This is a genomic window from Streptomyces sp. NPDC046303 (assembly GCF_055588085.1).
Window position 1 is genome coordinate 108,496 of the sequence record NZ_JBVJFA010000007.1, and the last position, 24,008, is coordinate 132,503.

The 24,008-nt window shown below is 75.3% G+C and carries 18 protein-coding genes; 12 read left to right on the forward strand and 6 right to left on the reverse strand.

The annotated features are described in order from the left end of the window. The first annotated feature begins 5 nt into the window (after positions 1–5). Genes ACZ6I1_RS09720 through ACZ6I1_RS09730 form a run of 3 tightly spaced genes read left to right on the forward strand, consistent with a single transcriptional unit; the run spans position 6 to position 3,056 of the window. Entirely contained in the window at positions 6–1,982 is a 1,977-nt protein-coding gene (locus ACZ6I1_RS09720; protein WP_469285068.1) for an HAD-IIIC family phosphatase, read from the forward strand. Further along, positions 1,969–2,205 (forward strand): phosphopantetheine-binding protein, encoded by a 237-nt coding sequence (locus ACZ6I1_RS09725; RefSeq protein ID WP_469285070.1) that lies wholly within the window; start codon positions 1,969–1,971, stop codon positions 2,203–2,205. The genes ACZ6I1_RS09720 and ACZ6I1_RS09725 overlap by 14 nt, the downstream gene beginning before the upstream one ends. Further along, on the forward strand, positions 2,202–3,056 hold the full coding sequence (locus tag ACZ6I1_RS09730) for a 4'-phosphopantetheinyl transferase family protein (protein WP_469285072.1): 855 nt from the start codon (positions 2,202–2,204) through the stop codon (positions 3,054–3,056). The genes ACZ6I1_RS09725 and ACZ6I1_RS09730 overlap by 4 nt, the downstream gene beginning before the upstream one ends. A 15-nt stretch (positions 3,057–3,071) precedes the next feature. Here the strand turns inward: ACZ6I1_RS09730 and ACZ6I1_RS09735 are convergent, their stop codons facing one another. Next, positions 3,072–4,112: a LuxR C-terminal-related transcriptional regulator gene (locus ACZ6I1_RS09735; RefSeq protein ID WP_469285074.1), complete on the reverse strand. Its 1,041-nt coding sequence runs from the start codon at positions 4,110–4,112 to the stop codon at positions 3,072–3,074. Between the two features lie 256 nt (positions 4,113–4,368). Here ACZ6I1_RS09735 and ACZ6I1_RS09740 point away from each other — a divergent pair, with 256 nt between their 5' ends. After that, positions 4,369–4,512, forward strand: a complete 144-nt coding sequence (locus tag ACZ6I1_RS09740) for a hypothetical protein (protein ID WP_469285076.1) — start codon at positions 4,369–4,371, stop codon at positions 4,510–4,512. Positions 4,513–4,544: 32 nt separating this feature from the next. Here the strand turns inward: ACZ6I1_RS09740 and ACZ6I1_RS09745 are convergent, their stop codons facing one another. After that, a complete protein-coding gene (locus tag ACZ6I1_RS09745) occupies positions 4,545–5,273 on the reverse strand; it encodes a 4'-phosphopantetheinyl transferase family protein (RefSeq protein WP_469285078.1) in 729 nt (242 codons plus the stop codon). Between the two features lie 315 nt (positions 5,274–5,588). Between ACZ6I1_RS09745 and ACZ6I1_RS09750 the strand changes: the two genes are divergently transcribed. From ACZ6I1_RS09750 to ACZ6I1_RS09760, 3 genes are all read left to right on the forward strand, one after another. Further along, entirely contained in the window at positions 5,589–6,434 is an 846-nt protein-coding gene (locus ACZ6I1_RS09750; RefSeq protein WP_469285080.1) for a metallophosphoesterase family protein, read from the forward strand. A gap of 146 nt (positions 6,435–6,580) precedes the next feature. Next, the gene (locus ACZ6I1_RS09755; protein WP_469285082.1) at positions 6,581–9,292 is read left to right on the forward strand and encodes a helix-turn-helix transcriptional regulator; all 2,712 of its coding nucleotides are present in this window, start codon (positions 6,581–6,583) and stop codon (positions 9,290–9,292) included. Between the two features lie 231 nt (positions 9,293–9,523). Then, entirely contained in the window at positions 9,524–10,492 is a 969-nt protein-coding gene (locus tag ACZ6I1_RS09760; RefSeq protein ID WP_469285084.1) for a polyprenyl synthetase family protein, read from the forward strand. Between the two features lie 80 nt (positions 10,493–10,572). Here the strand turns inward: ACZ6I1_RS09760 and ACZ6I1_RS09765 are convergent, their stop codons facing one another. The 4 genes from ACZ6I1_RS09765 to ACZ6I1_RS09780 all read right to left on the reverse strand — a co-directional run bounded on the left by ACZ6I1_RS09765 (position 10,573) and on the right by ACZ6I1_RS09780 (position 18,305). Then, the gene (locus tag ACZ6I1_RS09765) at positions 10,573–12,312 is read right to left on the reverse strand and encodes an AMP-binding protein (RefSeq protein ID WP_469285086.1); all 1,740 of its coding nucleotides are present in this window, start codon (positions 12,310–12,312) and stop codon (positions 10,573–10,575) included. Continuing rightward, entirely contained in the window at positions 12,303–14,585 is a 2,283-nt protein-coding gene (locus ACZ6I1_RS09770; RefSeq protein ID WP_469285088.1) for an ATP-binding protein, read from the reverse strand. The genes ACZ6I1_RS09765 and ACZ6I1_RS09770 overlap by 10 nt, the downstream gene beginning before the upstream one ends. Positions 14,586–14,709: 124 nt before the next feature. After that, complete coding sequence (locus ACZ6I1_RS09775) at positions 14,710–17,298, reverse strand: AfsR/SARP family transcriptional regulator (protein WP_469285090.1); 2,589 nt, start codon at positions 17,296–17,298, stop codon at positions 14,710–14,712. Positions 17,299–17,303: 5 nt separating this feature from the next. Continuing rightward, positions 17,304–18,305 (reverse strand): AfsA-related hotdog domain-containing protein, encoded by a 1,002-nt coding sequence (locus ACZ6I1_RS09780; protein WP_469285092.1) that lies wholly within the window; start codon positions 18,303–18,305, stop codon positions 17,304–17,306. A 262-nt stretch (positions 18,306–18,567) separates the two neighbouring features. Between ACZ6I1_RS09780 and ACZ6I1_RS09785 the strand changes: the two genes are divergently transcribed. The 5 genes from ACZ6I1_RS09785 (at position 18,568) to ACZ6I1_RS09805 (ending at position 23,984) form a co-directional block, all read left to right on the forward strand. Further along, positions 18,568–19,953 (forward strand): MFS transporter, encoded by a 1,386-nt coding sequence (locus ACZ6I1_RS09785; RefSeq protein WP_469285093.1) that lies wholly within the window; start codon positions 18,568–18,570, stop codon positions 19,951–19,953. 101 nt (positions 19,954–20,054) lie between these two features. Next, entirely contained in the window at positions 20,055–21,026 is a 972-nt protein-coding gene (locus tag ACZ6I1_RS09790) for an AIR synthase-related protein (RefSeq protein WP_469285094.1), read from the forward strand. A 127-nt stretch (positions 21,027–21,153) separates the two neighbouring features. Then, a complete protein-coding gene (locus ACZ6I1_RS09795; protein ID WP_469285096.1) occupies positions 21,154–22,848 on the forward strand; it encodes a hypothetical protein in 1,695 nt (564 codons plus the stop codon). Next, positions 22,845–23,384, forward strand: a complete 540-nt coding sequence (locus tag ACZ6I1_RS09800) for a hypothetical protein (RefSeq protein ID WP_469285098.1) — start codon at positions 22,845–22,847, stop codon at positions 23,382–23,384. The genes ACZ6I1_RS09795 and ACZ6I1_RS09800 overlap by 4 nt, the downstream gene beginning before the upstream one ends. A 12-nt stretch (positions 23,385–23,396) precedes the next feature. After that, the gene (locus ACZ6I1_RS09805; protein WP_469285100.1) at positions 23,397–23,984 is read left to right on the forward strand and encodes a DUF3558 family protein; all 588 of its coding nucleotides are present in this window, start codon (positions 23,397–23,399) and stop codon (positions 23,982–23,984) included. Positions 23,985–24,008 lie beyond the last annotated feature (24 nt).

Below are 24,008 nucleotides of genomic sequence, written 5' to 3' on the forward strand. Positions count from 1 at the left end.
CGTCGATGACGACGGGACCGACCGGGACGACCGGACCGACGCGGCTCGGCCGGCTGCGCGAACTGCGCACGCTGGGCCTTTTGGAGAAGGCGTACGACGAGGTGCCGGCGCTGCTCGCGGCGGACGAGGACTGGCCGGCGGGCGCGGGCGGCGCGGGCGGCGCGGGCGGCACGGGCGGCGCGGGCGGCGCGGGAGGCGGGGCGGCGGCGGCCGGGCGGCTGCTCGCCGGGCTCGACCCCGATGCCGTGCTGGCCCACCACCCTCGGACCCCCGTGGTGACGGTGGCGGTGACCGGCGAGTCCACGGCGGGTCACGTCGTCGACCCGCTCAGGGGGGAACTGGCCCGCCACGGCATGGTGTTGCGGGCCGTACTCGGCGAGCACGGCACCTACCTGCGCGACCTGACCGAACAGGACAGTGAACTGCTGGCTGCCGCACCCGACCTGACGCTGTGCCTGCTCGACGCGGAGAGCCTGTTCGCCCGGGTCCCGGCGGTGTGGGGACCCGCGGAGGTGGCGGCGGCGGGGGAGGAGGTGCTGGGCCGGTGCTCGGCGCTGGCCGCCGCGGCCGGCACCGGAACCCTGGTGCTCAACACCGTCCCGCTGCCGCGCACCTACAGCCACCGGCTCCTCGACCACCGCTCCCGGGCCCTCCTCGGCGCCGTGTGGCGGGAGTTCAACGCCCGCCTGCTGCGGCTCACCGAGTCCGCCCCCCGCCTCGTGGTGATCGACCTGGAACCGCTGATCGGCGAGGGCGGGCCGGTCACCGACCCGCGCCTGGCCCGCTACGCCAAGGTGCAGCTCGGTGCCGAACTCCTGGCGGCGTACGCCCGGGAGGTCGGCCACCTGGCCCGCGCGGTGCGCGGCATGACCCGCAAGTGCCTGGTGCTCGACCTCGACCACACCCTGTGGGACGGAGTGCTCGGCGAGCGGGGACCCGACGGGATCGCGGCGGCCGGCACGCTGCGCGGAGAGGCCTTCGGAGCCTTCCAGAAGTGCGTCAAGCAGCTCGGCTCCCAGGGCGTGCTCCTCGCCGTGAGCAGCAAGAACGACGAGGACCTCGTCCTGGAGGCGCTGCGCGGCCACCCCGATCTCGTGCTGCGCGAGGAGGACTTCGTGCGGATCAACGCCAACTGGCGCCCCAAGGACGCCAACCTCGCCGACATCGCCGACCGGCTGGACCTCGCCGCCGACGCCCTCGTCTTCGCCGACGATTCGCCGGCCGAACGCGCCCGGGTGCGTGCGGGCCTTCCCGGGGTGGCCGTCGTACCGCTGGACGCGGAGCCCGCGCTGCACGTGACCCGGCTGCTGGCGGACGGCTGGTTCGACACCCTGCGGCTGACCGACGAGGACCGGGCCAGGACCGGCGAGTACCACCGGCAGCGCGAACGCCGGGCCCTGCACCAGCGGGCGGGCTCGCACGAGGAGTTCCTGCGCGACCTCGCCGTGCGCGTCGACATCGGCCCGCCCCGCCCGCACGAGTTCGCCCGGATGTCCCAACTGACGCTGCGGACCAATCAGTTCAACCTCATCGGCGGCGGGCACCAGGAGTCCGAGCTGGCCGCCCTGGCCGCCGACCCGGACCGGCACCTGCTGCTGGCCGCCCGCACCTCGGACCGTTTCGGCGACAACGGCCTGGTCGGAGCGGTGCTGGGCACCTTCGCCGACGGGACGCTGCACCTGGACAACATGTGGCTCAGCTGCCGGGTTCTCGCCCGCGGCATCGAACAGGCCTGCCTGGCCGTGCTGCTGGCCCGCGCCCGCGCGCTCGGGCTGTCCGCGGTGACGGCACGGTACGCGCCCACCGCGCGCAACCACCGGGTCCGTGACCTCTACCCGTCCTGCGGGTTCACCCCGCTCCGGCCCGGCGCGCCCGGCGGGGTTCTCGAGTTCCACCACGACCTGGCACGGGTGCCGGACGTACCCGCTCATGTGCGCGTCACCGAATCCCTGGGGGGAAGGCCGGCCGATGAGCCCCGATAGCCTCGACACGTTCCTGCGGACGGTCCGCGACGACCTGGGCCTGGACCTCGACGTCCCCGCGGGCGCGGACACCGCGCTGGTGGACCTCCCCGGATGGGACTCGCTCAACCTGCTGCGCCTGGTGGCCCTCCTGGAGGAGTCCGGCCACCGGGTGCCGGTGCACCGCCTGCTGGAGGCGCGCAGCTTCCGGGACGTCCACACGCTCGTGAAGGAGTACGGATGACCGCCCCGGGCAGCCCCACGCTCGGCCCGCCCCTCGGCGAGCCCGTCGCCGTGGTTCCGGGGGGCGACTCGTGGGACAGGGTCAGGGAGGACCTCGCCACCCACGGGACGGCACTGGTCTACGCCTGGCTCAAGGACCTGGAGCCCGTCCTGCCGGCCGGCGAGGGGCTGCGCGAGCTGCTCGGCCGCGACTGGACGCGCTTCCTCGACCTGACGCACGCCGACGTGCGCGGCCGCTACATCGCCTCCCGGATGCTGCTGAAGTACGCGGCGGGCGCCGTGCTCGCCAGCGAACCGGCGGACCTGGAACTGGCCTACGGCCCCACCGGCCGCCCGTACCTGCGCGGCTGCGACCAGATCGACATCAGCCTGAGCCACACCGAGGACCTGCTGCTCGTCGGGCTGACCACCTGCGGGCTCATCGGGGTGGACGCGGAGCGCGCCGACCGCGAGATGTACGGCAGCGGCCTGGGCCGGCACATCTGTACGCCCTACGAGCTGGTCCTGCTGTCCGGGATGCCGGAGGAGGAGCGCAACGGCGCCCTCGTCCGGCTGTGGACCCTCAAGGAGGCCTACAGCAAGGCGATCGGCCAGGGCATGCAGTTCCGCTTCACCGAGTTCGGCTTCGGTCCGGACGGCCGGCCGGTGCGGGTCCAGCGCCCGGACGGCACGGCCGGCACCGGAGACGAGTGGATCTTCCGGACGTTCCCGCTGGCGGACGGGTACGTCGTGAGCGCCGCGGTCTACGACGCGGGCTTCGGCCGGCTCCAGGACGCCCATGTGACGACCATGCTCGATCAGGACTGCGTGGACACGATCACCGAGGCGCTGGGCGGGGGTCCCGGCCGGTGACCGGCGCCTCCCGGTTCAGGGGGGAGGCGCCGCGGCCGCGCCGCCGGAGAGTAATTCCTGGCGTGCGGCGTTGTAGCCCGCCTGGAAGCGGCTGGTGGCCTCCAGCTCCTCGGTGATCTCGGCGATGTGGCGGCGGCAGGTGCGCACCGACATGCCGAGCCGGCGGGCGACCATCTCGTCCTTGTAGCCCTTGGTCATCAGCCGGATGATCGACCACTTGAGCTCGTCGGAGGAGGCGGGGGTGCGCTGTGATTCCACGACGTACGGGGACGCGCCGTCCCACAGGTATTCGAAGACCGAGCACAGGAACGCCACGAGCGTGGGCTCGCGGACGATCGCCGCTCCGGGCGAGGTCTCGTGGGTGGATCTCTCCGGCAGGAAGGCCACCTCGCGGTCGTAGATGATCAGCCGGTCGATGACCTCGTCGGCGGTCCGGATCTCGGCGCCCTGGAGGCTGACCTCGCGGACGTACGAGCGGGTGGGCAGGTCGTTGCGTGCGGTGTGCTGGTAGATGGTCCGGATCCGGACCCCGCGCTCCAGCGTGGACAGTGCCGACTCCCGTGCCTGCGCCAGGAGTTCGGGCGGGCGGGCGCCACCGGGCTGGACGGTGAGCATCTCGCTCTTGCAGTTCTGGGTGAGGTGGTTGAGCATCGCCTGGATCCGGGTGACATCGGTGATGATGTCGAAGGCCTCCAGCCGGTTGCGCAGCCGGCGCCCCTCGAAGTACAGGGGGGTGAGGGAGAGCAGCTTCGCCCGGACGTCGGTGACCGCCTGCTGCAGTTCCCGGATGTGCCGCTCCGCGGGTGCGACCAGGGAGGCGGCGGCCACGTCGGGTGTGACGGGGGTCAGTTCGGACGGATGGCCCGGCATGGACTGCAGGAGGCGGACCCCGCGCAGCACCTTCTCCACCCGCACGATCTCCTCGGGTGTCAGGGACAGCTGCTCGGCGATCTTCTCGTGGACGAAGCGCCCGCACTCCACGGCGAGACCGTATGCCGCGGCGCTGATGTCGTCGAGCTCCGCGAACCCTGAATCCGTGCCCTCCCCTTGGAACATACCAGCCCCCACTGATCGATGTAATTGCTGCCACGTAACTTTACGCCAGCGTGCGGCTCTTGGCGCGAATGATCGATATCCAGCACTCTATTCGCATCACCGAGACACCAAAGCCGGAAAAATCGGGCGAAGGTGCAGGCGGAGGAAATCTCGATCTTCGACTGGGGGCGTCGTGAGGGCAATTTCCGGTAAATTCTCTTCGATTTACTTGACTGTACTGACGGGTATGGTCATGGCCGTTATGGGGGTTCAGTTCATGTCGGCCGCTCTGCCGGGCGCCTCCGGCCGGTCCGCCGCGTCCGGCGGACTGCAGGTGTCCGGTGGCCTGCAGGTGACCGACGGCGTGCACGTGTCCGTGCAGGTTTCACTCGTCTCTCCCGAGGACGACCAGTGGGGATGAGGCGGGAGAGGGCGTCCCGCGGGTGACCCCGTTCAGCAAGCGCTCCCCGCACGGCACATGGGGGGAGCGCTTCGCGCTGTCCGGGCCCCCGGCGGCGCCGGCCGCGCCGCAGGCACCGCTATGGCGCTCAGCAGCACCCCGCCGCCCGCCGACCAGCGGCCGCTGAACGTGGTGGGCCCGGCGGGCGAGAGCCGTGCGGGCTCCGGCAGCAGCCGGGCGCGGAACGTCTCCTGCTCGGCGTCGACGGTCACCAGCGCGTCCGTGAAGTCGAGTTCCTGCCCGGTGAGCGGGAACCACGTCTTGTAGACCGCCTCCTTCATGCTGAAGAGCAGCCGGTCCCACGCGATCTCCGGCACCGCCCGCGCCAGCTCCCGGGTCCGCCGCAGCTCCTGGGGCAGAGTGATCGACTCCAGCACCCCCTCCGGCAGCGGGGTGTTCGGCTCCGCGTCGATGCCCAGCGCCGCGAACTGCGAGGAGCGGGCGAGCGCCACCCCCCGGTAGCTCGCGCAGTGCGTCATGGAGCCCACGACCGAGGGCCCCCACTGCGGGACACCGCGCCGGCCCGGCACCACGGGAGTCGGCGGCACCCCCAGCGCTCCCATCGCACGGCGGGCGCACCACCGTACGGTCCCGAACTCCCGGCGCCGCTTGGGCACGGCATTGCGGATGAGGAACTCCTCCTCGGGGAACAGGAAGACGTCCTCCGGATCGGCGGTGGACTCGGCGGTGGCGACATCCGATGGCAGGAGCTTCGTGAGCACGGCATTCCCTCGGGTCGAAGCGTCGGTCTGACGGTTCCCACGCTGCCGCCGCCGCCCCGCCCCGGCCAGGAACGAGGCGCCCGTCCGCCCCCACCGGCCCCCGGAGGCCGGGTTTCCTCCCAGGGCGCTGCCATCCGCCGCCCCGGGGACCGGCCGGCTGCCGGGAGGCTGGCAGTGCTCCCGACCGCCTTGCCATCCGCCTGCCATGCCGGGCCCGCGCCGGGCATGGCCGCCTCCACCGCGCCCCGCCTCCGGCGGCGACTGAGGGGACGAACAGGGGTGTTCACCGCAAGATCTTCCGATCATCCTCGCCGAATGCCGCACGGAAACCTCATGGGCATCAGTGACCTCCATGTCGCATTCCCGGAGAACCGCCGGATCGTCGAGGAGCTGTACCCGGACAGCCCCGACGACTGGCTCCTCGTGGCCGGTGACGTGGGCGAGTCACCGGACGACCTCCGGTGGGTGCTCGGCCTGCTCACCCGGCGCTACGCCACCGTGGTCTGGGCGCCCGGGAACCACGACCTCTGGACCCTGCGCGACGAACCCGTCCCTTTGCGCGGAGAAGCGCGTTACCGCCACCTCGTCGAGATCTGCCGCTCCTTCGGGGTGCACACTCCGGAAGACCCCTATCCGGTCTGGTCGGGACCGGCCGGCCCGCTCGTCGTGGCCCCCCTCTTCCTGCTGTACGACTACAGCTTCCGCACGCCCCGTACGGCCAGCCGCGAGGAGGCGCTGGAGCGGGCCTACGCGGCGGGCGTCGTGTGCACCGACGAATTCATGCTGCACCCCGACCCCCATCCGTCCCGCGAGGCCTGGTGCCGGGCCCGGGTCGCCGCCACCGAACAGCGCCTGGCCGCCTGCGACCCCGACCTGCGCACGGTGCTCGTCAACCACTTCCCCCTGGTGGAGGCGCCCACCCGGATCCTGCGGCACCCCGAGTTCGCCCAGTGGTGCGGAACCGGGCTCACCGCCGACTGGCACACCCGGTTCCGTGCCGCGGCCGTGGTCTACGGCCACCTGCACATTCCGCGCACCACCTGGTACGACGGCGTCCGCTTCGAGGAGGTGTCCGTGGGCTACCCGCGCGAGTGGCGCACCCGCGGCCACCGGCGGGACCTCCCGCGGCTGATCTTTCCCGGCGCCCGCCGCGGGGATTGATGCCTGGCAACTTCCGGACACCGTGGGGCGGGCATTTCGAGCCTATACTGATCTTGTATTCCGGCTCAAGTGGTGCTCGACCATCTCTCTTTCCGTTTCGCATTCCCATTCGGGATGCACGGAAAAAGGGGACACAGGGGGATCCTATGGTGTTGTTCCGGCGTGCCGAGGAATTGTCTCTGTCACATGCCCTGCTCGACGGCTGCGCAGAAGGAAATGCCGGACTGCTATTAATCGAAGGTGCCGTCGGGTGCGGAAAGAGCGAATTCCTCGAAACCGTGGCCACGCGTGCCGAGGACCGCGGGGCCACCGTCCTGCGGGCCATGGGCACCGCGGCCGAGCGGGCCCATCCGCTGGGCATCCTGCGCCAGTTGGCGGCCGACGCCCCGCCCGGCAGCCTCCCGCTCCCGCCCCCGCCCGCCGAGGCCGGGCGGGTCGGGGCCATGCAGGTGTTCGCCGCCGCCGTCCGCGAACTGAGCACCGCCGCACCGGTGGTGGTCTGCGTCGACGACCTGCACCACGTCGACGAGCTGTCCAGCCGCTACCTGCTGCACCTCGCACGCGGCAGCCGGCAGGCCAGGATCCTGCTGGCACTCACCGAGTCCGTGCACGAACGCGCCGAGGACCCGCTGCTGCGCACCGAACTCCTGCGCCTGCCCCAGTTCGTGCGGCTGCGCCTCGAACGCTTCGCCCCCGAGGCGGTCCGCGCCATGCTGCCGGACCACACCGAGGCGGAGACCGGGCAGCTGTACCGGGCCAGCGGCGGAAACCCGCTGCTCCTGCGGTCCCTGCTGCAGGACCCGCTGCACCGCCCCGGCGAGGCCTACACCCAGGCGGTGCTCGCCTGCCTGCACCGCTGCGGGGCGGCCACCCCCCAACTGGCCGAGGCCGTCGCCGTACTCGACGGCCTGGCGAGCGCCGCGCACCTCGCGCGCCTCACCGGCGCCCCCGAAGCCGCCGCCGTCCGGGCCCTGGCCGCCCTCGGCGCCGCCGGCCTGCTCGCCCCCGAAGGGGGGCACGGGTTCCGGCATCCGGCCGCGCGGGCCGCCGTACTCGACCGCATGGACCCGGCGGCCCGGACCGTCCTGCACCGGGAAGCCGCCCTGCTGGCCCGTGCTTCGGGCGCCCCCGACACGGCGGTCGCCGCCCAGCTCCTCGCCGCACGCCACACCGGCGAGGAATGGGCGCTGCCCGTCCTGCGCTCCGCTGCGGACCAGTACGTCGCCGACGGAGCCCTCGCCGAGGCCGCGGCCGTCCTGCAACTCGCCCGGGACGCCTGCCCGGACGACGCACCCCGCGCCGACCTCGCCATCAGGCTCTGCGCCGTCGCCGGACGCACCGACCCGGCGACCGCCGAACGCCACCTCCTCGAACCGCTGGCCGCCCTGGCCGCGGGCACCCTCGGCCCGCACACCATGGGCCCCCTGGCCCGGGCACTGGCCTCCCAGGGCCGCATCGACGAGTCCGCCGACGTACTGGAACGCCTGGCGGCCTGCGGCGGACGGCACCCGGGCGCGGAGCGCCGGCCCGGGGACGTCCCCGGGGACGATCCGCTCGACGGCCTCTCCGCCTTCCCGCAGTGGGCCGCCTCCAGCCGCCGCGGCACTCCGGCCGACCCCGGACCGCACCCGGCCGGCCGCACGGCCAGGACCCCCGTGCACCCGGCCGCGCTCTGGGCGCTCCCCGTGGAGGCCGAGGAGGGCGCGGCCGCGCAGGCCGCCGAACTGTTCCTGCGCGGCGCGACCCTGGCCGAAGGCACCGTGGAGCCGGTGGTCCAGGCCCTGCGCACCCTGCTCTACCTGGACGGCGCCGCCAGGGCCCTGCCCTGGTGCGAGTCCTTCCTCCGGCAGGCCGCGGGGCGGGGGGCCACCGGTTGGCAGGCCGTGTTCGGCGGACTGCTCGCCGAGGCGCGGATGCGCCTGGGCGACCTCACGGGAGCCGCCGGGACGGCGGACGAGGTCCTGCGGGCCGTCCCCGCGCACGGCGGAAGCGTCCTGATCAGCGGGATCGCCGGCACGCTCGTGCGGGCCCGCACGGCCATGGGGCGGCCCGAGGAGGCGGCGGCCGTCCTGAGCCGGCCCGTCCCCGCCGCACTGGCCGGCAGCGTCCACGGTCTCGGATACCTCCGGGCCCGCGGCCACTACGCACTGGCGACGAGCCGCTTCCACGCGGCCCTGGGCGACTTCCTTGACATCGGCCGGCACATGCGGCGCTGGGGCCTGGACCGGCCGCGGCTCCTGCCCTGGCGCACCGACGCGGCAGAGGCCCTGCTCAAGCTCGGCGAGGCCCACCAGGCCGAACGGTTCCTCGCGGACCAGCTCACCACCCGCGACGCCGCCGACCCCTGGGTGCGCGGCATGACGCTGCGCCTGCGCGCGTCGCTGCGCGAGCCCAAGGAGCGGCAGGCCATGCTCGCCAAGGCCGTCGACGATCTGCACCGCTCCGGCGACCAGTACGAACTCGCCCGCGCCATGGGCGACTTCGGGCAGGTGCTGCGCGAGATCGGCGAACCGGCCCGCGCCGCCATGGTCAACCGCCGGGCCTGGCACGTGGCCAGGGAATGCGGAGCCGAGGCCCTGTGCGTGAAGATCCTCCCCGGCCACACCGGGGACACCCCCGACGCCGCGGAGCCCGCCGAGACCCCGCACGCCGATCTCGTCGCCAGCCTGAGCGAGTCGGAGAAGCGCGTGGCCCTGCTCGCGGTGCACGGGCACACCAACCGCGAGATCGCCCAGAAGCTCTACATCACCGTGAGCACGGTCGAACAGCACCTGACCCGCGTCTACCGCAAGCTGGAGATCCCCGGCCGGCAGGCACTTCCGGTCGACTTCCACCTGGGGGTCGCCGAGTTCGCATGAGGCGGCGCCGCGGCGCGGGCAGGGCCCCGGCCGCGCCGGGCAGGCGGCACGGCCTTGCCATGGCAAGGCCATGGCAAGGTGCCGCCGCCCCGATCCGCCCCTGGCAGACAACTGGCGCCCCCCCGCCCCCGCCGCGCCCGGATTCCCTCCCCGGCCGTTTTCCCGACGGTCCCCCGCGCGACACCTCGGGAAGGGTCTGGTCATGATCCGCAGCCCACCAGGGAGGGCACCATGACCACACCGACGCACGACCAGCCGTGGCGGACGGCCACGCCCGGACAGGTCCGCGACGCCATGCTCGACCGGGTCGAGGAGCGCCTCGCCCGGCTGCTGGCCGAGGAGCACCGCAGCCGGCGTACGTCCGATCCGCGCAGCGCCGTCCTGGTCGCCGGCGTCGCCGAACTCGTCCAGGCCGGCGCCGAGCGCGCCCACCCGGTCATCTGCCTCACCGGATACCTCGCCGCGGGCGGCGACCCGGACGGCGACCCGGACGGCGAGCACGCCGTCGCCGCGGCCGCCGCGCTCGAACTCCTCGACACCTGCCTGATGATCCGCGAGGACGTACGGGACAACGCGCCGCTGCGCCGCGGCATCCCGACCCTGCACATCAGCCACGCCGCCGAGCACGAACGCAACGGCTGGCGGGGCGAGTCCCGCCGCTTCGGGGAGGGCACCGCCGTGCTCGCCGGCGATCTCGCGCTCGCCTACGGGGACCGGCTCGCGGTGCGGCTCCCGGACGGGGCCTGGGAGCTGTGGGACGACCTGCGCACCGAACGGGCCATCGGCGCGCACGCCGAGGCCGCCGCCGCGACCGAGTACCTCGACGACGCCTGGCCCGGACAGTGCCTCGAGGGCTGCGGCACCGGCTGCGGCGCCGGCTGGTACGGGCTGCGCCACGCGCTGCTCATCGGGGCCGCGCTGGCCGGCCGGGAGGACCTGCGCGAGACGTACGAGGAGTACGCGCGGGCCCTGCACGCGGCCTGGCGGATCCGCGGATTCCTGCGCGGCGGCCCGGGCTTCGACGGCGACGCCCAGTTCCTGCGCGACGTGTTCTTCGACGCGCGGGCGCGCGACGGCGCCGAGGAGACCATCGCCGGACTCCTGGCCCGAGCCGACGCGGCCGTGACCGCGGCCCGCATCGCCCCGCCGTGGCGCGCCGAACTCGCCGCCTTCGCCCGCCGGGTGGCCGGCTGTGAATAGGGGCTGCCGGAACGCTTCGCCCGGACTTCGCCCGGACTTCGCCCGGCCTCGCCCGGACTCGCCCGGCCCGGAACCGCGGCTCAGTCGGGGGCGGGCCGCGGCCCGCCCGGCCGCAGCCGCGTCAGCCAGCTCCGCAGCGCGCCGCGGCGGATCCGGCCCCTGTCGTCGCGCGGCAGGGCGCCGACGATCTCCAGCCGCGTCGGCAGGAAGGCCTCCGCGACCCCCGCCGCGGTGAGGTGCTCCCGCAGTTCGGCCGGGCCCGGCGGCCGGTCCTGGGCGGTCGGGACCACGACGGCGCAGGGCAGCTCCCCGTGCTCGGGATCGGTGTAGGCGACGACCGCGGCCTCGCGGACCCGGGGATGGCTCAGCAGCCGCTCCTCCACCTCGGCCACCGGCACCATGAAGAGGGCGCCGGTGCGCGTCCCCGCCCGCGCCAGCACCCGGATCCCGCCGTGCGGTCCGGCCTGCGCCGTGTCGCCCGTGTCGAGCCAGCCGTCCGACCGCTCCCAGGTGGGCACCGGCGCCGGCGCCCCGTGTTCCCAGGTGGCCAGGCACACCGACGGTCCGCGCACCACGAGCGACGGGCTGCCGTCCGCGGTGGACACCTCCAGCCCGGGCAGCGGGCGGAACCCGTCACCGTGGTCCGGGGAGTCCCCGGACAGGGCGCCCATGCCCAGCTCCGGCGCCCCCCACACCGACAGCACCGGGACGCCGAACGTCGTCCGCAGTTCGGCGGCGAGCGGCTGCGGGGTGCTGGTGCGCCCGCCGGAGAGCACCAGCCGCAGCCGGTCCAGCTCCCGGGGGCGGCGCTGCTGGACGGTGAGCAGCTCCGAGAAGGAGGCGGGCTCCCCGTACACCTGGTCCACCCGGGCCGCGGCCATCAGATCGAGGCACCGGCCCGGATCCCACACGTCCTGGAAGACCCCGGTCCCGCCGACCGCCATCGGCCAGCACACCGTGTAGATCAAGGAGGCGAGCGAGGTGAGCGGCAGCGTGCTGAGGAAGACCTCGCCGGGCCGCCGCCCCGGTCCGTCGCCGCCGCGCTGGGCGGAGACGTTGGCGTACAGGGTGTTGGGGGAGTGCAGCACCGAGGTGTAGGAGTCCCGCAGGCCCATCACGCTGATCAGCAGCGCCGGCCGGTCGGCCCGCCCGGCGTACGGCCGGCCCGCACGGCCGGCCGGAGTCCACCCCCCGGCGCGTTCGTGCGCGGCGCGTTCGTGCGCGGTGCGCCGGAAGTACGCCGCGAAATCGATCGCCCCGGTGGCCGCCGAGCCCGACGGGTCCGCCGCGTCCGCCGCGCCCCCCACGACGACCCGGTGGCGCAGCCACGGCAGGCCGGGGGCGAGATCCGCGAGGGCCTCGCCGTGCGCGTAGCCCTCCCAGACGTCGGGCACCAGGCAGACCCGGGCCCGGGTGCTCTCCAGGATCCGGTGCAGCCCGTGGGCCCGTACGGTCGGCAGCACCGGCACGGCCACCGCCCCGGCCCGCAGACAGGCCAGGGTCAGCGCCGCGGTCTCCCACCAGCTCGGCAGCTGGTACGCGACCGGATCCCCGGGCGCCACCCCGAGCGAGGCCAGGGCGGCCGCGAACCGGTCGACGTACAGGGCGAGCTGGGCGTAGCTCACGACGATCCGGCGCCGGCCGGCGGGCCGGTGCGCCCGCTCCGCGATGATCGCCGGGCGCTCGGGCGCGGCGGCGGCCGTACGGTACAGATCGTCGAGGAAGGTCTGCGGACGCCACCATCCGGCGGCCCGGAACCGGTCCGTGACCGCGGCGGGCGGGGTGAGCCCGGCCAGGCAGGGGGGACCCGTCAGGCCCATCGGCCCACCGCCCCGGCGACCTGCACCCGCGAGGTGCACCCCAGGCGGCGCATCACCTGGCGGACGTGGTTGACCACCGTCCACTCGGAAATGTCCAACCGCGCCGCGATATGACGATTCGTCAGTCCCTCCGAAACCAGCAGGGCCACCTGGACCTGCCGCGGCGTCAGGGACTGCGCCTCGGCGACCGCCCCCGCCGCCGGGCGGCGCGAGGCGACGGGCGAGGACAGCGCCTCCGCCACCGCCTCGCGCGCGGTCATCCGCACGCCCTCGGCCCAGGCGGTGGCGAAGTCCGACCAGTCCAGCCGGGCGCTCAGCTCCGTACGGGCCCGCTCCGCCTCGGAGCGCCACGCGTCCGGCACCTCGGCGCCCGTCGCGGCCCGCAAGGTGTCGGCCGCCGCCAGCAGGCGTACCGTACGCGGCCGCTGGGCGGGCGCCGTGCGCAGCAGCACCAGGGCGAACTCCTCCAGCAGCCCCGGTAGTTCGCTCCGCTCGTCGATGGCCCCGTACAGTCGCAGCGCCTCCCGCAGCGCCCCGTCGGCCCGGTCCGGGTCCTCGCCCTCCAGGGCCAGCGCGGCCGAGGTGCGCAGCGTGCCCGCCAAGCCCCGACCGTCCCGGATCCGCCGGAACGCCTCCTCGGCCCGGTCCAGCAGCTCCAGCGCCTTGCGCCGGTCGCCCTCGGCCCGCATGACCGCCGCGAGCGCGGCCGACGCCGCGGCCGCGCCCCCGGTGACCCCCATGGACGCCAGCGCGCTCAGCGCGGCCACCAGCACGGCCCGCGCCCCCGGCGCGTCACCGGCCTTCAGCAGGGCCGTCCCGAGGTGCACGGAGGCCACCGCGTTCTGCCGCCGGTCGCCCACCGTCTTGCCCAGCGCGAGGGCCCGCCGGTGGCGGCGCACGGCCTCCTGCGGATCGCCCAGGGCGAGCGCGAACAGCCCGGACATGTCGGCGAGCCGGGCCCGTACCGACTCCGGCGGCGGGGCCCCGGCCGGCTCGGCCGCGCTGTCGCACCACTCCAGCCCCTCCCGCAGCCGCCCCTGCGTCAGCCAGGGCAGCCGGCAGCCGAGCACCAGGGCGCCGACCGCCTCCTCGCGGCCCCGCTCGCGCAGCCGCCGCAGAGCTGCCGTCACGTTCGCGGCCTCGGCGGCCAACTCCCGCAGCAGCCGCTCCTGTTCGGTGCCGTTGAGGCCCGGAAGCGCGGTGGCCACCAGCAGCCGGTAGCGTTCCGCGTGCGCGTCCAGCGCCGCGCCGTCGCGCCCCGAGTCCGCCAACTCGGCGCGGCAGTGCGACCGTGCGGGCTCGGTCACGGCCAGCCGCGGCTCCCCCCGCTCCTCGTCCACCACGGCCAGCAGACCGCGGTCCAGCAGCGTCTCGACGTCCGCCTCCGCCTCCGCCGAGGCCCCCGCCGCCGACAGGCCGAAACCGGGCTCGTAGACCGAGAGGCGGTCCAGCAGGGCACGGGCCGGGCCGTCCAGGCCGCGGCAGCTCCACTCGGCGAGGGCGGAGAGGGAGCGGTGCCGCTCGGGAGCGTGCGCCGGCCCGCCCGCCAGGACGGTCGTCCGGCCGCGCAGCCGGGCGGCCAGGGACTGGGGCGACAGCAACCGCAGCCTGCCCGCGGCCAGTTCGACGGCCAGCGGCAGCCCGTCGAGCCGCGTACAGATCTCGGCGACGGCCGGCGCGTTCTCCAAGGTCAGCGCGAAGGCCGGGTCGGCGTCCCGGGCCCGGCGCACGAACAGCGCGACCGACGCCGCCTCCAGCACCTCGTGCGGGTCCCCGCCGCCGCCCGCGTACCCCGGGACGGGCAGCGGCGCCAGCGGCAGCAGCCGCTCCCCGTACACGCCGAGCGGTTCCACGGCCGTGGCCAGCACCACCACGCGGGGGTCGGCGGCGAGCGCCGCCACCGCCTCGGCGGCCGCCGGGCGCACCTGGTGGTCGCAGCCGTCGAGCAGCAGCAGCACCCGGCCCGGCCCCCCGGGCCCGGCCGCCGCGAGCAGCGGCCCGCGCCCGCCGGCGTACCACTGCGCCGCGTCGACCACCGCGACCCGCCCGAACCCCGCGCCGGACCCGCCGCCCGACTCCGTGCCCGACCCGCCGCCCGACTCCGCGCCGAGCTCCGCGCCCGTCTCCCCGGTGATCGCCCGTACGGCCTCCGCGGCCAGCCGGCTCTTGCCCACCCCGGCCCGACCGGTCACGGTCAGCAGCCGGACCGACGGATCGCGCAGCCGCTCCACCAGCGCGGCGGATTCCCTTTCCCGCCCGACGAGTTCCGTCACAGGGCCCAGCGCAACCGACATGGCTCTCCGTACGTCGCAGTAGAGTCGCAAGAGAAAGGGAAAGGGAAAGGGAAAGGGAAAGGGATCGCGCGGGCGCCGCGGCGGCCCAGGAGCCGCCGGCCGGTCACGCGCGCACCCCGGCCGGACGGATCCGCCACAGCCCCGGACGGATCTCCACGGCCCGCCGCGCGGCCCCGCCGCCCCCGGCCTCCGGCCCGGACAGCGCACGCAGCGAACGCCGCGCGTACACCTCCAGCCGGTGATCGCGCAGGCTGCCCGCCAGCTCGAGGCACTCCCCGAACCAGATCCGGGCCGTCTCCCGCCCCTGCGGCCCGTCCTGGGCGAGGGCGAGCAACGCCCGCGCGCGGCTCGCCTCGTAGCGGCCGCGGGTCCGGCCCGGCCCCGACAGCGCGGCGAGGGCCGGTTCGAGCAGGGCGGCCGCCTCCGCCGCCGCACCGGCGTCCAGGCACAGCTCGGCCAGGCCCACCAGGGCGCGGCCCGCCTCCTCCTCGTCCCCCGCCTCCCGGGCGTGCGCCAGCGCCCCCGAGAACAGCTCCCGGGCCCGCTCCAGACGCCGGTACTGCCAGGCCAGATCGCCGAGCGAGCGCTCCATCCGGGCCTGCGCCGACCGGTCGGCGCACCGTACGGCGGCGTCCAGGGCCATGGAGTACGCGGCCTCCGCCCCGTCCTCCGCCCACCCGCCCGTGGCGTCCGTCAGCCGTACCGTCAGCGCCCACAGCCCCGCCTCGTACGCGGTCCGTGCCAGCCGTATCAGCCCCCGTGCGTCGGCGTCCGGCAGCCGGCCCGGCCGCGCCGCGGCGGCCGCCGCGTACGCCCGGCACACCCGCTCCGCCGCCGCCCGCCGCACCTCGGGCGGCTCCTCCCCGTCCAGCCGCTCCACCGCCAGCAGCCGCAGCAGCTCCGGCAGGTGGCAGCCGTCCCGGTCCACGGCCAGCAGCCGCTCGTCGGCGAGCGCGTCCAGGGCCGCCGCGGCGCGCGGCTCCGCCAGGTCCAGCGCGGCGGCCGCCTGCCGGGCGCCGAACCGCCCCGGCGGCAGCAGCGCCAGCAGGCGGAACGCCCGCCGCTGGGCGCCGGGGGCAGCCGCGTACGCCTCCAGCAGGCGGGCCCGTACGTCGATGTCGCCGGTGCGCAGCGCGTCGAGCCGCCCGCCCTCGTCCCGGAGCCGGTCCGCCAGCGTGGCGGCGGTCCAGTGCGGCCGCGCCGCGAGCTGGGCGGCGGCGGCCCGCACGGCGAGCGGCAGCCGCCCGCACAGCTCGGCTATCTCGGCGAGGGCGCCCCCATCGGGTCCCGGTCCCGGTCCCGGTGCCGGTGCGGGCGCGGAGCCGGCCGCGCCGGTACGGGTCCCCGCGCGGCCGCCGAACAGCCCGGCCAGCCGCCGTGTCTCCTCGGAGCGCCACGGCCCGAGGACCACCGACCGCAGCCCCGGCAGCCCGGCGGGCACCCGGCCCGCCGTAAGCAGCAGCGCCGAGCCCCCGGCGAGCGGCAGCAGCGGCCGCACCTGCGTCTCGGAGGTGACGTGGTCCAGGACCAGCAGCAACCGACGGCCCGTCAGGGGGGTACGCGCCAGCCGGCCGAGGATCTCCGCCCCGGTCGGCGGCGCCCCGGGGCCGCGCAGGTCCAGGAAGACCTGACCGTCGGGGAAGGCGTCCGCCGCCCGGTGCGCGGCCTCCACCGCGAGCGCCGTCTTGCCGGTGCCCGGCAGACCCGTCACGGCGACGGCGCCGCCCGCGGACGCGGTGCGCAACAGCTGTTCCAGTTCGGCCAGTTCCGCCGAACGGCCGGTGAAGTCCGGGTCGGCGGGGGGCAGCGCTCCGGGCGCCGGGGACCAGCCTCCCTCAGTCGCTGCGGCGGAGCCGGCACGCCGGGGGCCGGCTGCCGCCGACAGGTCCGGATCCCCCTCCAGGATGCGCCTCTGCAACCGCCGCGAGGACGGGCCCGGCTCTATCCCGAGCTCCTCGACCAGGGTCCGCCGCAGCACCGCGAACACGCGCAGCGCCTCCGCCTGCCGCCCGCACCGGTACAGCGCCACCATCAGGTGCGCGTGGAACTCCTCGTGCATCGGGTGCTCGGCCACCAGCTCCTGGAGCTCCGCCACCAGCTCGCGGTGCAGCCCCAGGTGCAGCTCGGCCCGGATGCGCTCGTCGAGCACGGTGGTGCGGGCCTCGCCCAGCCGGACGGCCGCGCTGTCCAGCACCGGTCCGTGCGGGGTGTCCGACAGCAGGGGGCCGCGCCACAGCGCGAGCGCCCGCCGGTGCAGCTCCGCGGCGGCCTCGAAGTCAGCGGCCCGCAGGGCCTGGTGGCCGCGCCGCGACAGGTCCTCGAAGGCCATCGTGTCCAGCGCGTCCGGGCCGACCCGCAGCAGGTACCCCGGGCGGCGGGTGACCAGCGACTCCCCGCCGTTGTCCGGATCGGCGAGGCGGAGCGTCTTGCGCAGGTGGGACACGTAGACCTGGAGCGTGGTCGTCGCGGTGCGCGGGGGCGCCTCCGGCCAGAGCTCGTCGATGAGGCTCTGTGAGGACACGACCTCGTTCGCACGGACCAGCAGGGTCCCGAGGACGACCCGCAGTTTGGCGGCCTGCGGGACGTACGAGCCCCCCGCGGCGGGCCCGTCCGATGCGCCGTCCGCACCGGGGCCCGTTCCGCAGTCCCTCGCTCCCGTGACCTCCAGCGGGCCCAGAATTCCGAAGCGCATCGTCCTCAGTGGTCCTGGACGACGGAGGTGCGGGCCTCGGCCACGGCGCGGCGGCGCTGCGTGAGGGTGAGCGTGACCGGTACGCAGGGCCGCCCCTCGCCGTCGCGCCCCAGCGGACCGGCCACCGCCACGCAGCGCAGCGGCAGATCGAGCTCGGCCTGCCCGCGGAAGTGCACCTGGCAGGCGCCGAGCGCGCTGCGGAGGGGGTCGAGGCCGTGCGTCCGTCCCGCCGCGAGCAGCGAGGTCTGCCGCAGCGCCTCCAGCAGGTGCAGCCCGGTGACCTGCCCGTCCTCGCCGAGGAACACGGGGCTGATGTGGCGGCTGAGCAGCCAGGTGCTGATCCGGCCGCGGGCGGCGTCCGTCGGTTCGCTGATCACCGTGTTCTCGGGGGCGCAGCGGCCCGTCTCGGCGGGGTCGGCGGCGCGCAGGGGGCCGTCGGGAGCGTCGTCGAGCTCGGGCGCGGCCTGGAGCGCCTGCCGGGAGTGTTCCAGGTGGCGGCGGTAGAGCTTCGGCATGAGGAAGACCAGGCCGGCCGCCCCCGTCGCGCACGGCCGGCCGTCGATCACCACCTCGAGGTGGAAGTCGAGACCGCGCGGCACCTCGGCGACCACGTTCGCGGGCCGGGCCCTGAGATGGGTCTCCATGAGGACGGGGCCGGCCGCGGGCCCGTCCGTACGCCAGGCGGACAGATCGGTGAGCTCGAGGGTGAACCGGTAGAACAGGCCCGGGCGGTCCTCCGGCACGCCGAAGTAGCGGTGGCCGACGAACGCGCCGATGTCCCGCACGGTCTCGGTCGCGATCTGCAGGTCGTGGAAGTGGCCCGGGCCGTCGTTGAAGAGCGGATGGGCGACAGGGGTCGCGCCGACGAGGGTGAAGTTCTCCTCGCCCAGGCTGGGGACGTCGAGGCCGTAGTGCGCCCGCGAGGGCGGGCGGTGGATCAGGTGCTGCGTGGCCGTCGCGTGTCCGTGGATGACGGGGAGCGAGGTCGTGCCGTGGTCGACTGTCATGTCCCTCTCCTTCTGTCGCGTCATGGTGGAGCTGCGGTGGAGGCGCCATCCAGCCACCGCCGTTGGCAGGAATGTGCATGGCAGGAACTCGTCCGTCGTCCGTCGCCCCTGATCCGCGTACGTGAGCTTTAGTCGCGTCCAAGGGGCAGGGCCGAGCCTTCCCTGCGAGAGCCCCGCCCCGCGGGACATCCCCCCTTCCCCCGGGCGGGGCCCTCCTCGCCCGCACGGCACGACCTCCACCGCTCCCGGAAGGAAGCCCCCGATGGCCACCACAGGGTCCGGGCGAACCCGGGTCGCCCCACCGGACACCGCCCTGCCGGACACCACCCCACCGGGCACCACCCCACCGGACACCGCCCTGCCGGCCCGGCTGCGCTTCGGCTACGCCTCCGGGGCGCTGGTCACGGGGACGTTCACCACCCTGCCCGGCCTGCTCCTGCTGCCCTACCTCACGGACACCCTCGGCGTGGGCGCCGCGCTGGCCGGCGCGCTCGTGTTCGTGCCCAAGGCCTGGGACGCCGTCCTCAACCCGCTGGTCGGCCGGGCCAGCGACCGCACCCGTACCCGCTGGGGCCCGCGCCGCCCCTACGTCCTGTGCGGCGGGCTCGCGATGGCCCTGGCCTTCGCGCTGACCTTCGCGGGACTGCTGCCGGGCACGGCCGGAGCCTGGCTCACCGCCGCCGGATACCTGCTCACCGCCACCGCGTTCGCCTTCTTCCTGGTGCCGTACGTGGCCATGCCCGCCGAGCTCACCGACCGCCACCAGGACCGGACGCGGCTGGTGGGCGGGCGGGTCGCCGTCATCGGCGTGGCGGCGCTGTTCACCGGCGCCGCCGGGCCCGCCCTCGTCGACGCCGGGGGCGGCGGCCTCGCCGGACACCGGTGGATGGGGATCTTCGGCGCAGCGGTCATCGCCGCCGGGACGCTGTGGGTCTTCGCGGGCACCTCCGGCGCCCGCCGGGAGGTGCGGGTCACCGAGCCCGAGGCGGGCCTGCGCCGCCAGTTCGCCGCCGCGCGCGGCAACCCCGCCTTCATGGCACTGCTGCGGTGCGTCGTCGTCCAGTCCGTCGCGACGGGGGTGCTACTCGCGGGCGCACCGTACTTCGCCGAGCACGTGCTGCACGACTCCTCCGGCGTCGGCGTCCTCGTCGCCGCCTTCGTCGCGCCCAACCTGCTGACCATGCCCCTGTGGTCGCGGCTGCGCGGCCGCCACGGCTACCCGGTCGCCTCCGCCCTGTTCGCCGCCGGCTGCCTGCTCTTCCTCGCCGCGCCCGCACTGCCCCAGGGGGCGGTACTGCTCTCCATGGCACTGGCGGGCACCGGCCACGCGGGCCAGCTGCTCTTCCTCTACGCGATGCTGCCGGAGTGCATCGCCCGGGACGCCGCCCGTACCGAGCAGAGCCAGGCGGGCGTCCTGTCGGGCCTCTTCAACACCGGCGAGGGACTGGGCGTCGCCCTCGGCCCGTTCCTCTACGGACTGGTGCTCCAGCTCTGCGGCTACGTGTCCTCCGGTACGGGCCGCGCCGCAGAGCAGACCCCGACGGCCGAACTCGGCATGCTGGCGGGCTTCGCGCTCCTCCCGGCCCTGGCGACGGCGCTGGCCGTCGCCCTGCTGCGCGCCGGCGCCCGCTCCGAGCACCGCCCCTAGTGACCCCTCATCGGCCGCCGTGCCACGACACGGGTATGCGGCGGCCGGTCCGCGCAGGATGATGGGACGATCATGAATCGCGGGCTTCGGGGGAGGCACTCGTGACGTACACACAGGACTGGGACACGGCGCAGGTCGGGTTCGGCCCGGGCGTAGGGGCCCTGATCGAGGAAGCCCTCGTCCCGGCCCCGCGGAACGGACCGGGCGCCGCCGCCGAGGTCTTCGTCGTCCGGTCCGGCACCTACGTCGCCGACCCGCCGTTCTTCGGCAACGGGGACATCGGCCGGGTGGCCGTCTGCGGAGCCGTCAACGAACTGGCCGCCACCGGGGCGGAAGTCCGCCACCTCGCCCTCGGCATCGTGCTGGAAGCCGGACTCCCGCTGGACCTGGTGCACCGGCTGACCGCCTCCGTGCGCGGCGCGGCCGCCGAGGCCGGGGTCACCATCGCCGCCGTCGACACCCAGGTCGTCCGCGCCGGCGAGGCCGACCGGGTCTTCGTCACGGCGACCGCGTTCGGGGTACCGGGCGGTCCGCCCCTGGAGCTCGCCTCGGTCCGGCCCGGCGACCGCATCGTGGTGACCGGCCCGCTGGGCAGCCACGCCGCCCACCTGGTCTCCCTGCGCGACGGCCTCGGGTACGAGCACCACGTGCCCAGCGACTGCGCACCGTTGGGGGACCTGCTGCGCACGGTGCGCCCCCACCTGCGCCACGCCCGTACGGTGGCCGCGGGAGGCCTCGCGGAGGTCCTGCGCCGGTGCGCCGCGGCCCGCGGCCTGACCCTGCGGGTCGAAGAGGCCGCCCTGCCCGTACGGTACGAGGCGCGGCCGGCCCTCGCCGCCCGCGGCCTCGCCCCCCTGGACGCGGCCTGCGCGGGCTGCCTGTGCCTGTTCGTCCCGCCGCAGCACACCGCCCGCGTGCTGAGCGCACTGCGCGCGCACCCGTACGGACGCCACGCCGCCGTCGTCGGCGAGGTGACCCCTGACGCCCCGGGCGACGTGGAGTACCTCACCCCGGACGGCCACGCGCACACCCGTACGACACCTTCCGGTTCGGTCCCCGAACGGCTCCTGTGACCGGTCCGCACAACGGAACGACCGCCCCCCAGCCCCTTCCGATCACGAGCGGCGGGCCGCCATACTGCACGTCCGCGACTCCCCCGATCGCTCCTTGCCGCAAGGGAGTCCGAGCATCGGGGGATGCATGTCCACACCTTCCGGGACGTCCGGTTTAGCAGCGGGGGCGGAGCCGCGACACATCCGCAGCGAAGCCACCCGGCTGCTGTGCGCGGGCGTCTGGTTCGACAGCGAGTTCCGCCGCCGCGTCATCGAGCAGCTGGTCGAGCACGAGGAACGCCCGATCGCGCCCTCGCTCGGCATCGACGCCCTGCCGGTCCTCGCGCACGCCCTGGAGGCACGACGCCGCGAGGCGGAGACCGCGGTCGCGCTGGCGGTCCTCTGGGCGGTGTTCATCGCTCTCGGACTGGCCGGGGTCGGCGCCGATCCGCTGCTGCCCGTTCCGTGGTACCTGGCCTACGCGATCGTCTGCTCCGTGTGCTGGTCCCTGCGCGGGAGCAGGGGCGCGGCCTTCGGCCTCGGCCGGGGGGTGCTCAAGGAGGCCACCCGGGGCCGGCTGAAGGCGGTGCTGCCGGTCGTGCCGTTCGCCGTGACGCTCGCCTACTGGGCGGCCGTGGTCTTCGCGCTGTTCACCGGCGCGAACGCCTGGACCGCGGTGGTGTTCCCGGCACTGATGGTGCTGCCCGTGTGGGCGCACCGGACGCAGGTCGTCCGGGTCATGCGCGAGAAGCTGAGCCGCGGCGCGTACGCCCGCGGGGCGCGCGAGCGGCTGCCGGACACCGTCCAGTACCGGCGCATCGGGGAGGCCATCGACCGCGAACAGCACGCCAACCTGACGATCTACGACCCCTTCCGGCCGTTCGTCGGCGCGGGCGAGCCGTACCAGCCGTGGTCGGTCGTCGCCGAGCTGAAGGGCAAGCCCCCGGGAGCCCTGCGCAAGAACCTGGACCCCGGCACCGCCCCGCCCGGCACCGCCCCGCCCGGCACCGCCGCGACGGCCTCCCTGCTCACGGGGCGCGAGGTCGTCGACCTCATCAAGCCGCGCCTGGAGGCGCTGCGCGCGGCGGCCGCGGAGACCAGCCGCGACCGGCTGCGCTTCCTCGAGATCGACGAAGTGGTCTACCTGCCGGTCGGAGTGGCGCGCTCCCGAGTCACCTACGAGCCCGCCCGCATCCAGGAGCACCTCGACGACGCGGTCGGCGAGGGCGGCGAGGGGCGCCGCCACTTCCTGCGCGTGCGGGTCGGGGCCTGGGACGAACAGGTCGGCATCTCCCTCCTGGTCCGCGTCCACACCCAGGGCGGGATGCTGGTGCTGGAGGTCGTACCGCACGTGCTCAACCCGGTGCGGCCGGAGTACCGGTCGGTGGACGTGATCGCTGCCCGCGGCGAGGGCCGCGGGCTGCGGGACGCCGTCGTCGCGCTGCTCACCAGCCCGGCGGCCGGAGTCTCCGCGGGGCTGTCGCTGATCCAGACGGGTCTCTCGGTCTTCCGCACCTGGCTGACCATGCCGCAGCACGCGCTGCCGGACGGGCCGGTGACCTCGGTGCGGGAGCTGGGCAGCGTCAAGGACGTCTCCCTGTTCCAGGAGATGGACATCAGCCGGTACGTGCGGACGCTGCAGGACCGCATCGCGAGCGGGGTGCAGGACGCGCTGCGCGCGAAGGGCTACGAGACGGGCGAGTTCGAGCAGTACGTCGTCACCGTGAGCGGGGGCGGCGTGTTCATCGGGGCGATGAGCGGGGGAGCGGTCGCCACGGGCGAGCGGGCCTCCGCGAAGCACACGGACACGCAGACGAAGAAGAAGGGGGGCGGGTCGTCGTGACGGCGGAGCACGAGGAGCAGCGGGAGGACGAGCGGGCCGTCGCCCCGGAGCAGGGCGGCATCAGCATCGGGGTGCTGACCGGCGGCGCGGTGGCGGCCGGGGAAGGCGCCACCGCCGAGGACCGCTCACGGCGCGCGGCCCGGCAGGATCCGCCCCCGCCCCCGCCCCCTTCCGCGACGCCCCGGGCCGCCCCCGGCGGCATCGGCATCGGGGTCATGACCGGAGGCGCCGCGGCGGCCGGTCCTGATGCCAGGGCCCTCGACGCCTCCGGGGAGCCGGTCGGCGTCCCCGAAGAGTTCCTGACGGCGCTGATCACCCTGCGCGAGCAGCTGGGCCTGCTCGGCCCCAGTGACGAGACCTCCGAGACCGACGCCGGGATCGCCGGGGCCGTGGAGGAGATCGGTGCCACGGGGCGGCTGCGGCGCGAGCGTCTGCAGTGGCTGCGCGAGCGCCTGGACGTGGGCGCGACGGCCGCGGCCGGGCTGGCCTCGGCGGCGGCCGTCGTCCAGCAGATCACACAACTTCTCGCCGGATAGGGGGTGTTCGGCATGACCTCATGGGACGAGGACAGTCAGGCCTGGAGGGAACCGGCCGGACCGGACGGGCCGCCACCGGGGCAGCGGACGCGGCGCATGTCCGTCGTGGTGGTCGTCGCTGCGCTGCTCGCCGGCGCGGCGGGCACCGGGATCTGGGCGCTGGTGCGCGACGGCGGCGGCAGGGACGGCGGAGGCTCGTCGGACACCGCGGATCTCGTGCCCGCGGTGGTGCCCGACGATCCGTGCGACGCGGTCGACGGCGACGTGACGGACGAGTGGGAGCTGGACTCGCCCGAGCCCGACCGCAGCGACGAGGTGCCGATGCGGGCGTGCGCCTGGAACTCGGACCGGGAGTCCGTGCGGCTGATGGTCATGTACTCCAGGGACATACCCCTGGATCCGAAGCCGACGCCCACGTCCGTGGCCGGAGTGTCGTCGGCGATGGTCAGCGGCAACGACAAGGCCTGCGTCATCCTGTGGCCCGCCTCCTTCGGGAAGGTCCTCGTCATCGCCCAGGAGGGCACCTCCGAACCGGACCGGGACGTGTGCGACATCGCCGCCGACTTCGCCGAGGCGGTGGCCCCCGCAGTACCGGACTGAGAGACCGCCGCCGGCCGGGATAGA

What these genes read in the sequence shown, in the direction of transcription:
- ACZ6I1_RS09720 (WP_469285068.1), top strand. Translation starts at nt 6, where the DNA reads ATGACGACGGGACCGACCGGGACGACCGGACCGACGCGGCTCGGCCGG.
- ACZ6I1_RS09725 (WP_469285070.1), top strand. Translation starts at nt 1,969, where the DNA reads ATGAGCCCCGATAGCCTCGACACGTTCCTGCGGACGGTCCGCGACGAC.
- ACZ6I1_RS09730 (WP_469285072.1), top strand. Translation starts at nt 2,202, where the DNA reads ATGACCGCCCCGGGCAGCCCCACGCTCGGCCCGCCCCTCGGCGAGCCC.
- ACZ6I1_RS09735 (WP_469285074.1), bottom strand. Translation starts at nt 4,112, where the DNA reads ATGTTCCAAGGGGAGGGCACGGATTCAGGGTTCGCGGAGCTCGACGAC.
- ACZ6I1_RS09740 (WP_469285076.1), top strand. Translation starts at nt 4,369, where the DNA reads ATGTCGGCCGCTCTGCCGGGCGCCTCCGGCCGGTCCGCCGCGTCCGGC.
- ACZ6I1_RS09750 (WP_469285080.1), top strand. Translation starts at nt 5,589, where the DNA reads ATGCCGCACGGAAACCTCATGGGCATCAGTGACCTCCATGTCGCATTC.
- ACZ6I1_RS09755 (WP_469285082.1), top strand. Translation starts at nt 6,581, where the DNA reads ATGGTGTTGTTCCGGCGTGCCGAGGAATTGTCTCTGTCACATGCCCTG.
- ACZ6I1_RS09760 (WP_469285084.1), top strand. Translation starts at nt 9,524, where the DNA reads ATGACCACACCGACGCACGACCAGCCGTGGCGGACGGCCACGCCCGGA.
- ACZ6I1_RS09765 (WP_469285086.1), bottom strand. Translation starts at nt 12,312, where the DNA reads ATGGGCCTGACGGGTCCCCCCTGCCTGGCCGGGCTCACCCCGCCCGCC.
- ACZ6I1_RS09775 (WP_469285090.1), bottom strand. Translation starts at nt 17,298, where the DNA reads ATGCGCTTCGGAATTCTGGGCCCGCTGGAGGTCACGGGAGCGAGGGAC.
- ACZ6I1_RS09780 (WP_469285092.1), bottom strand. Translation starts at nt 18,305, where the DNA reads ATGACAGTCGACCACGGCACGACCTCGCTCCCCGTCATCCACGGACAC.
- ACZ6I1_RS09785 (WP_469285093.1), top strand. Translation starts at nt 18,568, where the DNA reads ATGGCCACCACAGGGTCCGGGCGAACCCGGGTCGCCCCACCGGACACC.
- ACZ6I1_RS09795 (WP_469285096.1), top strand. Translation starts at nt 21,154, where the DNA reads ATGTCCACACCTTCCGGGACGTCCGGTTTAGCAGCGGGGGCGGAGCCG.
- ACZ6I1_RS09805 (WP_469285100.1), top strand. Translation starts at nt 23,397, where the DNA reads ATGACCTCATGGGACGAGGACAGTCAGGCCTGGAGGGAACCGGCCGGA.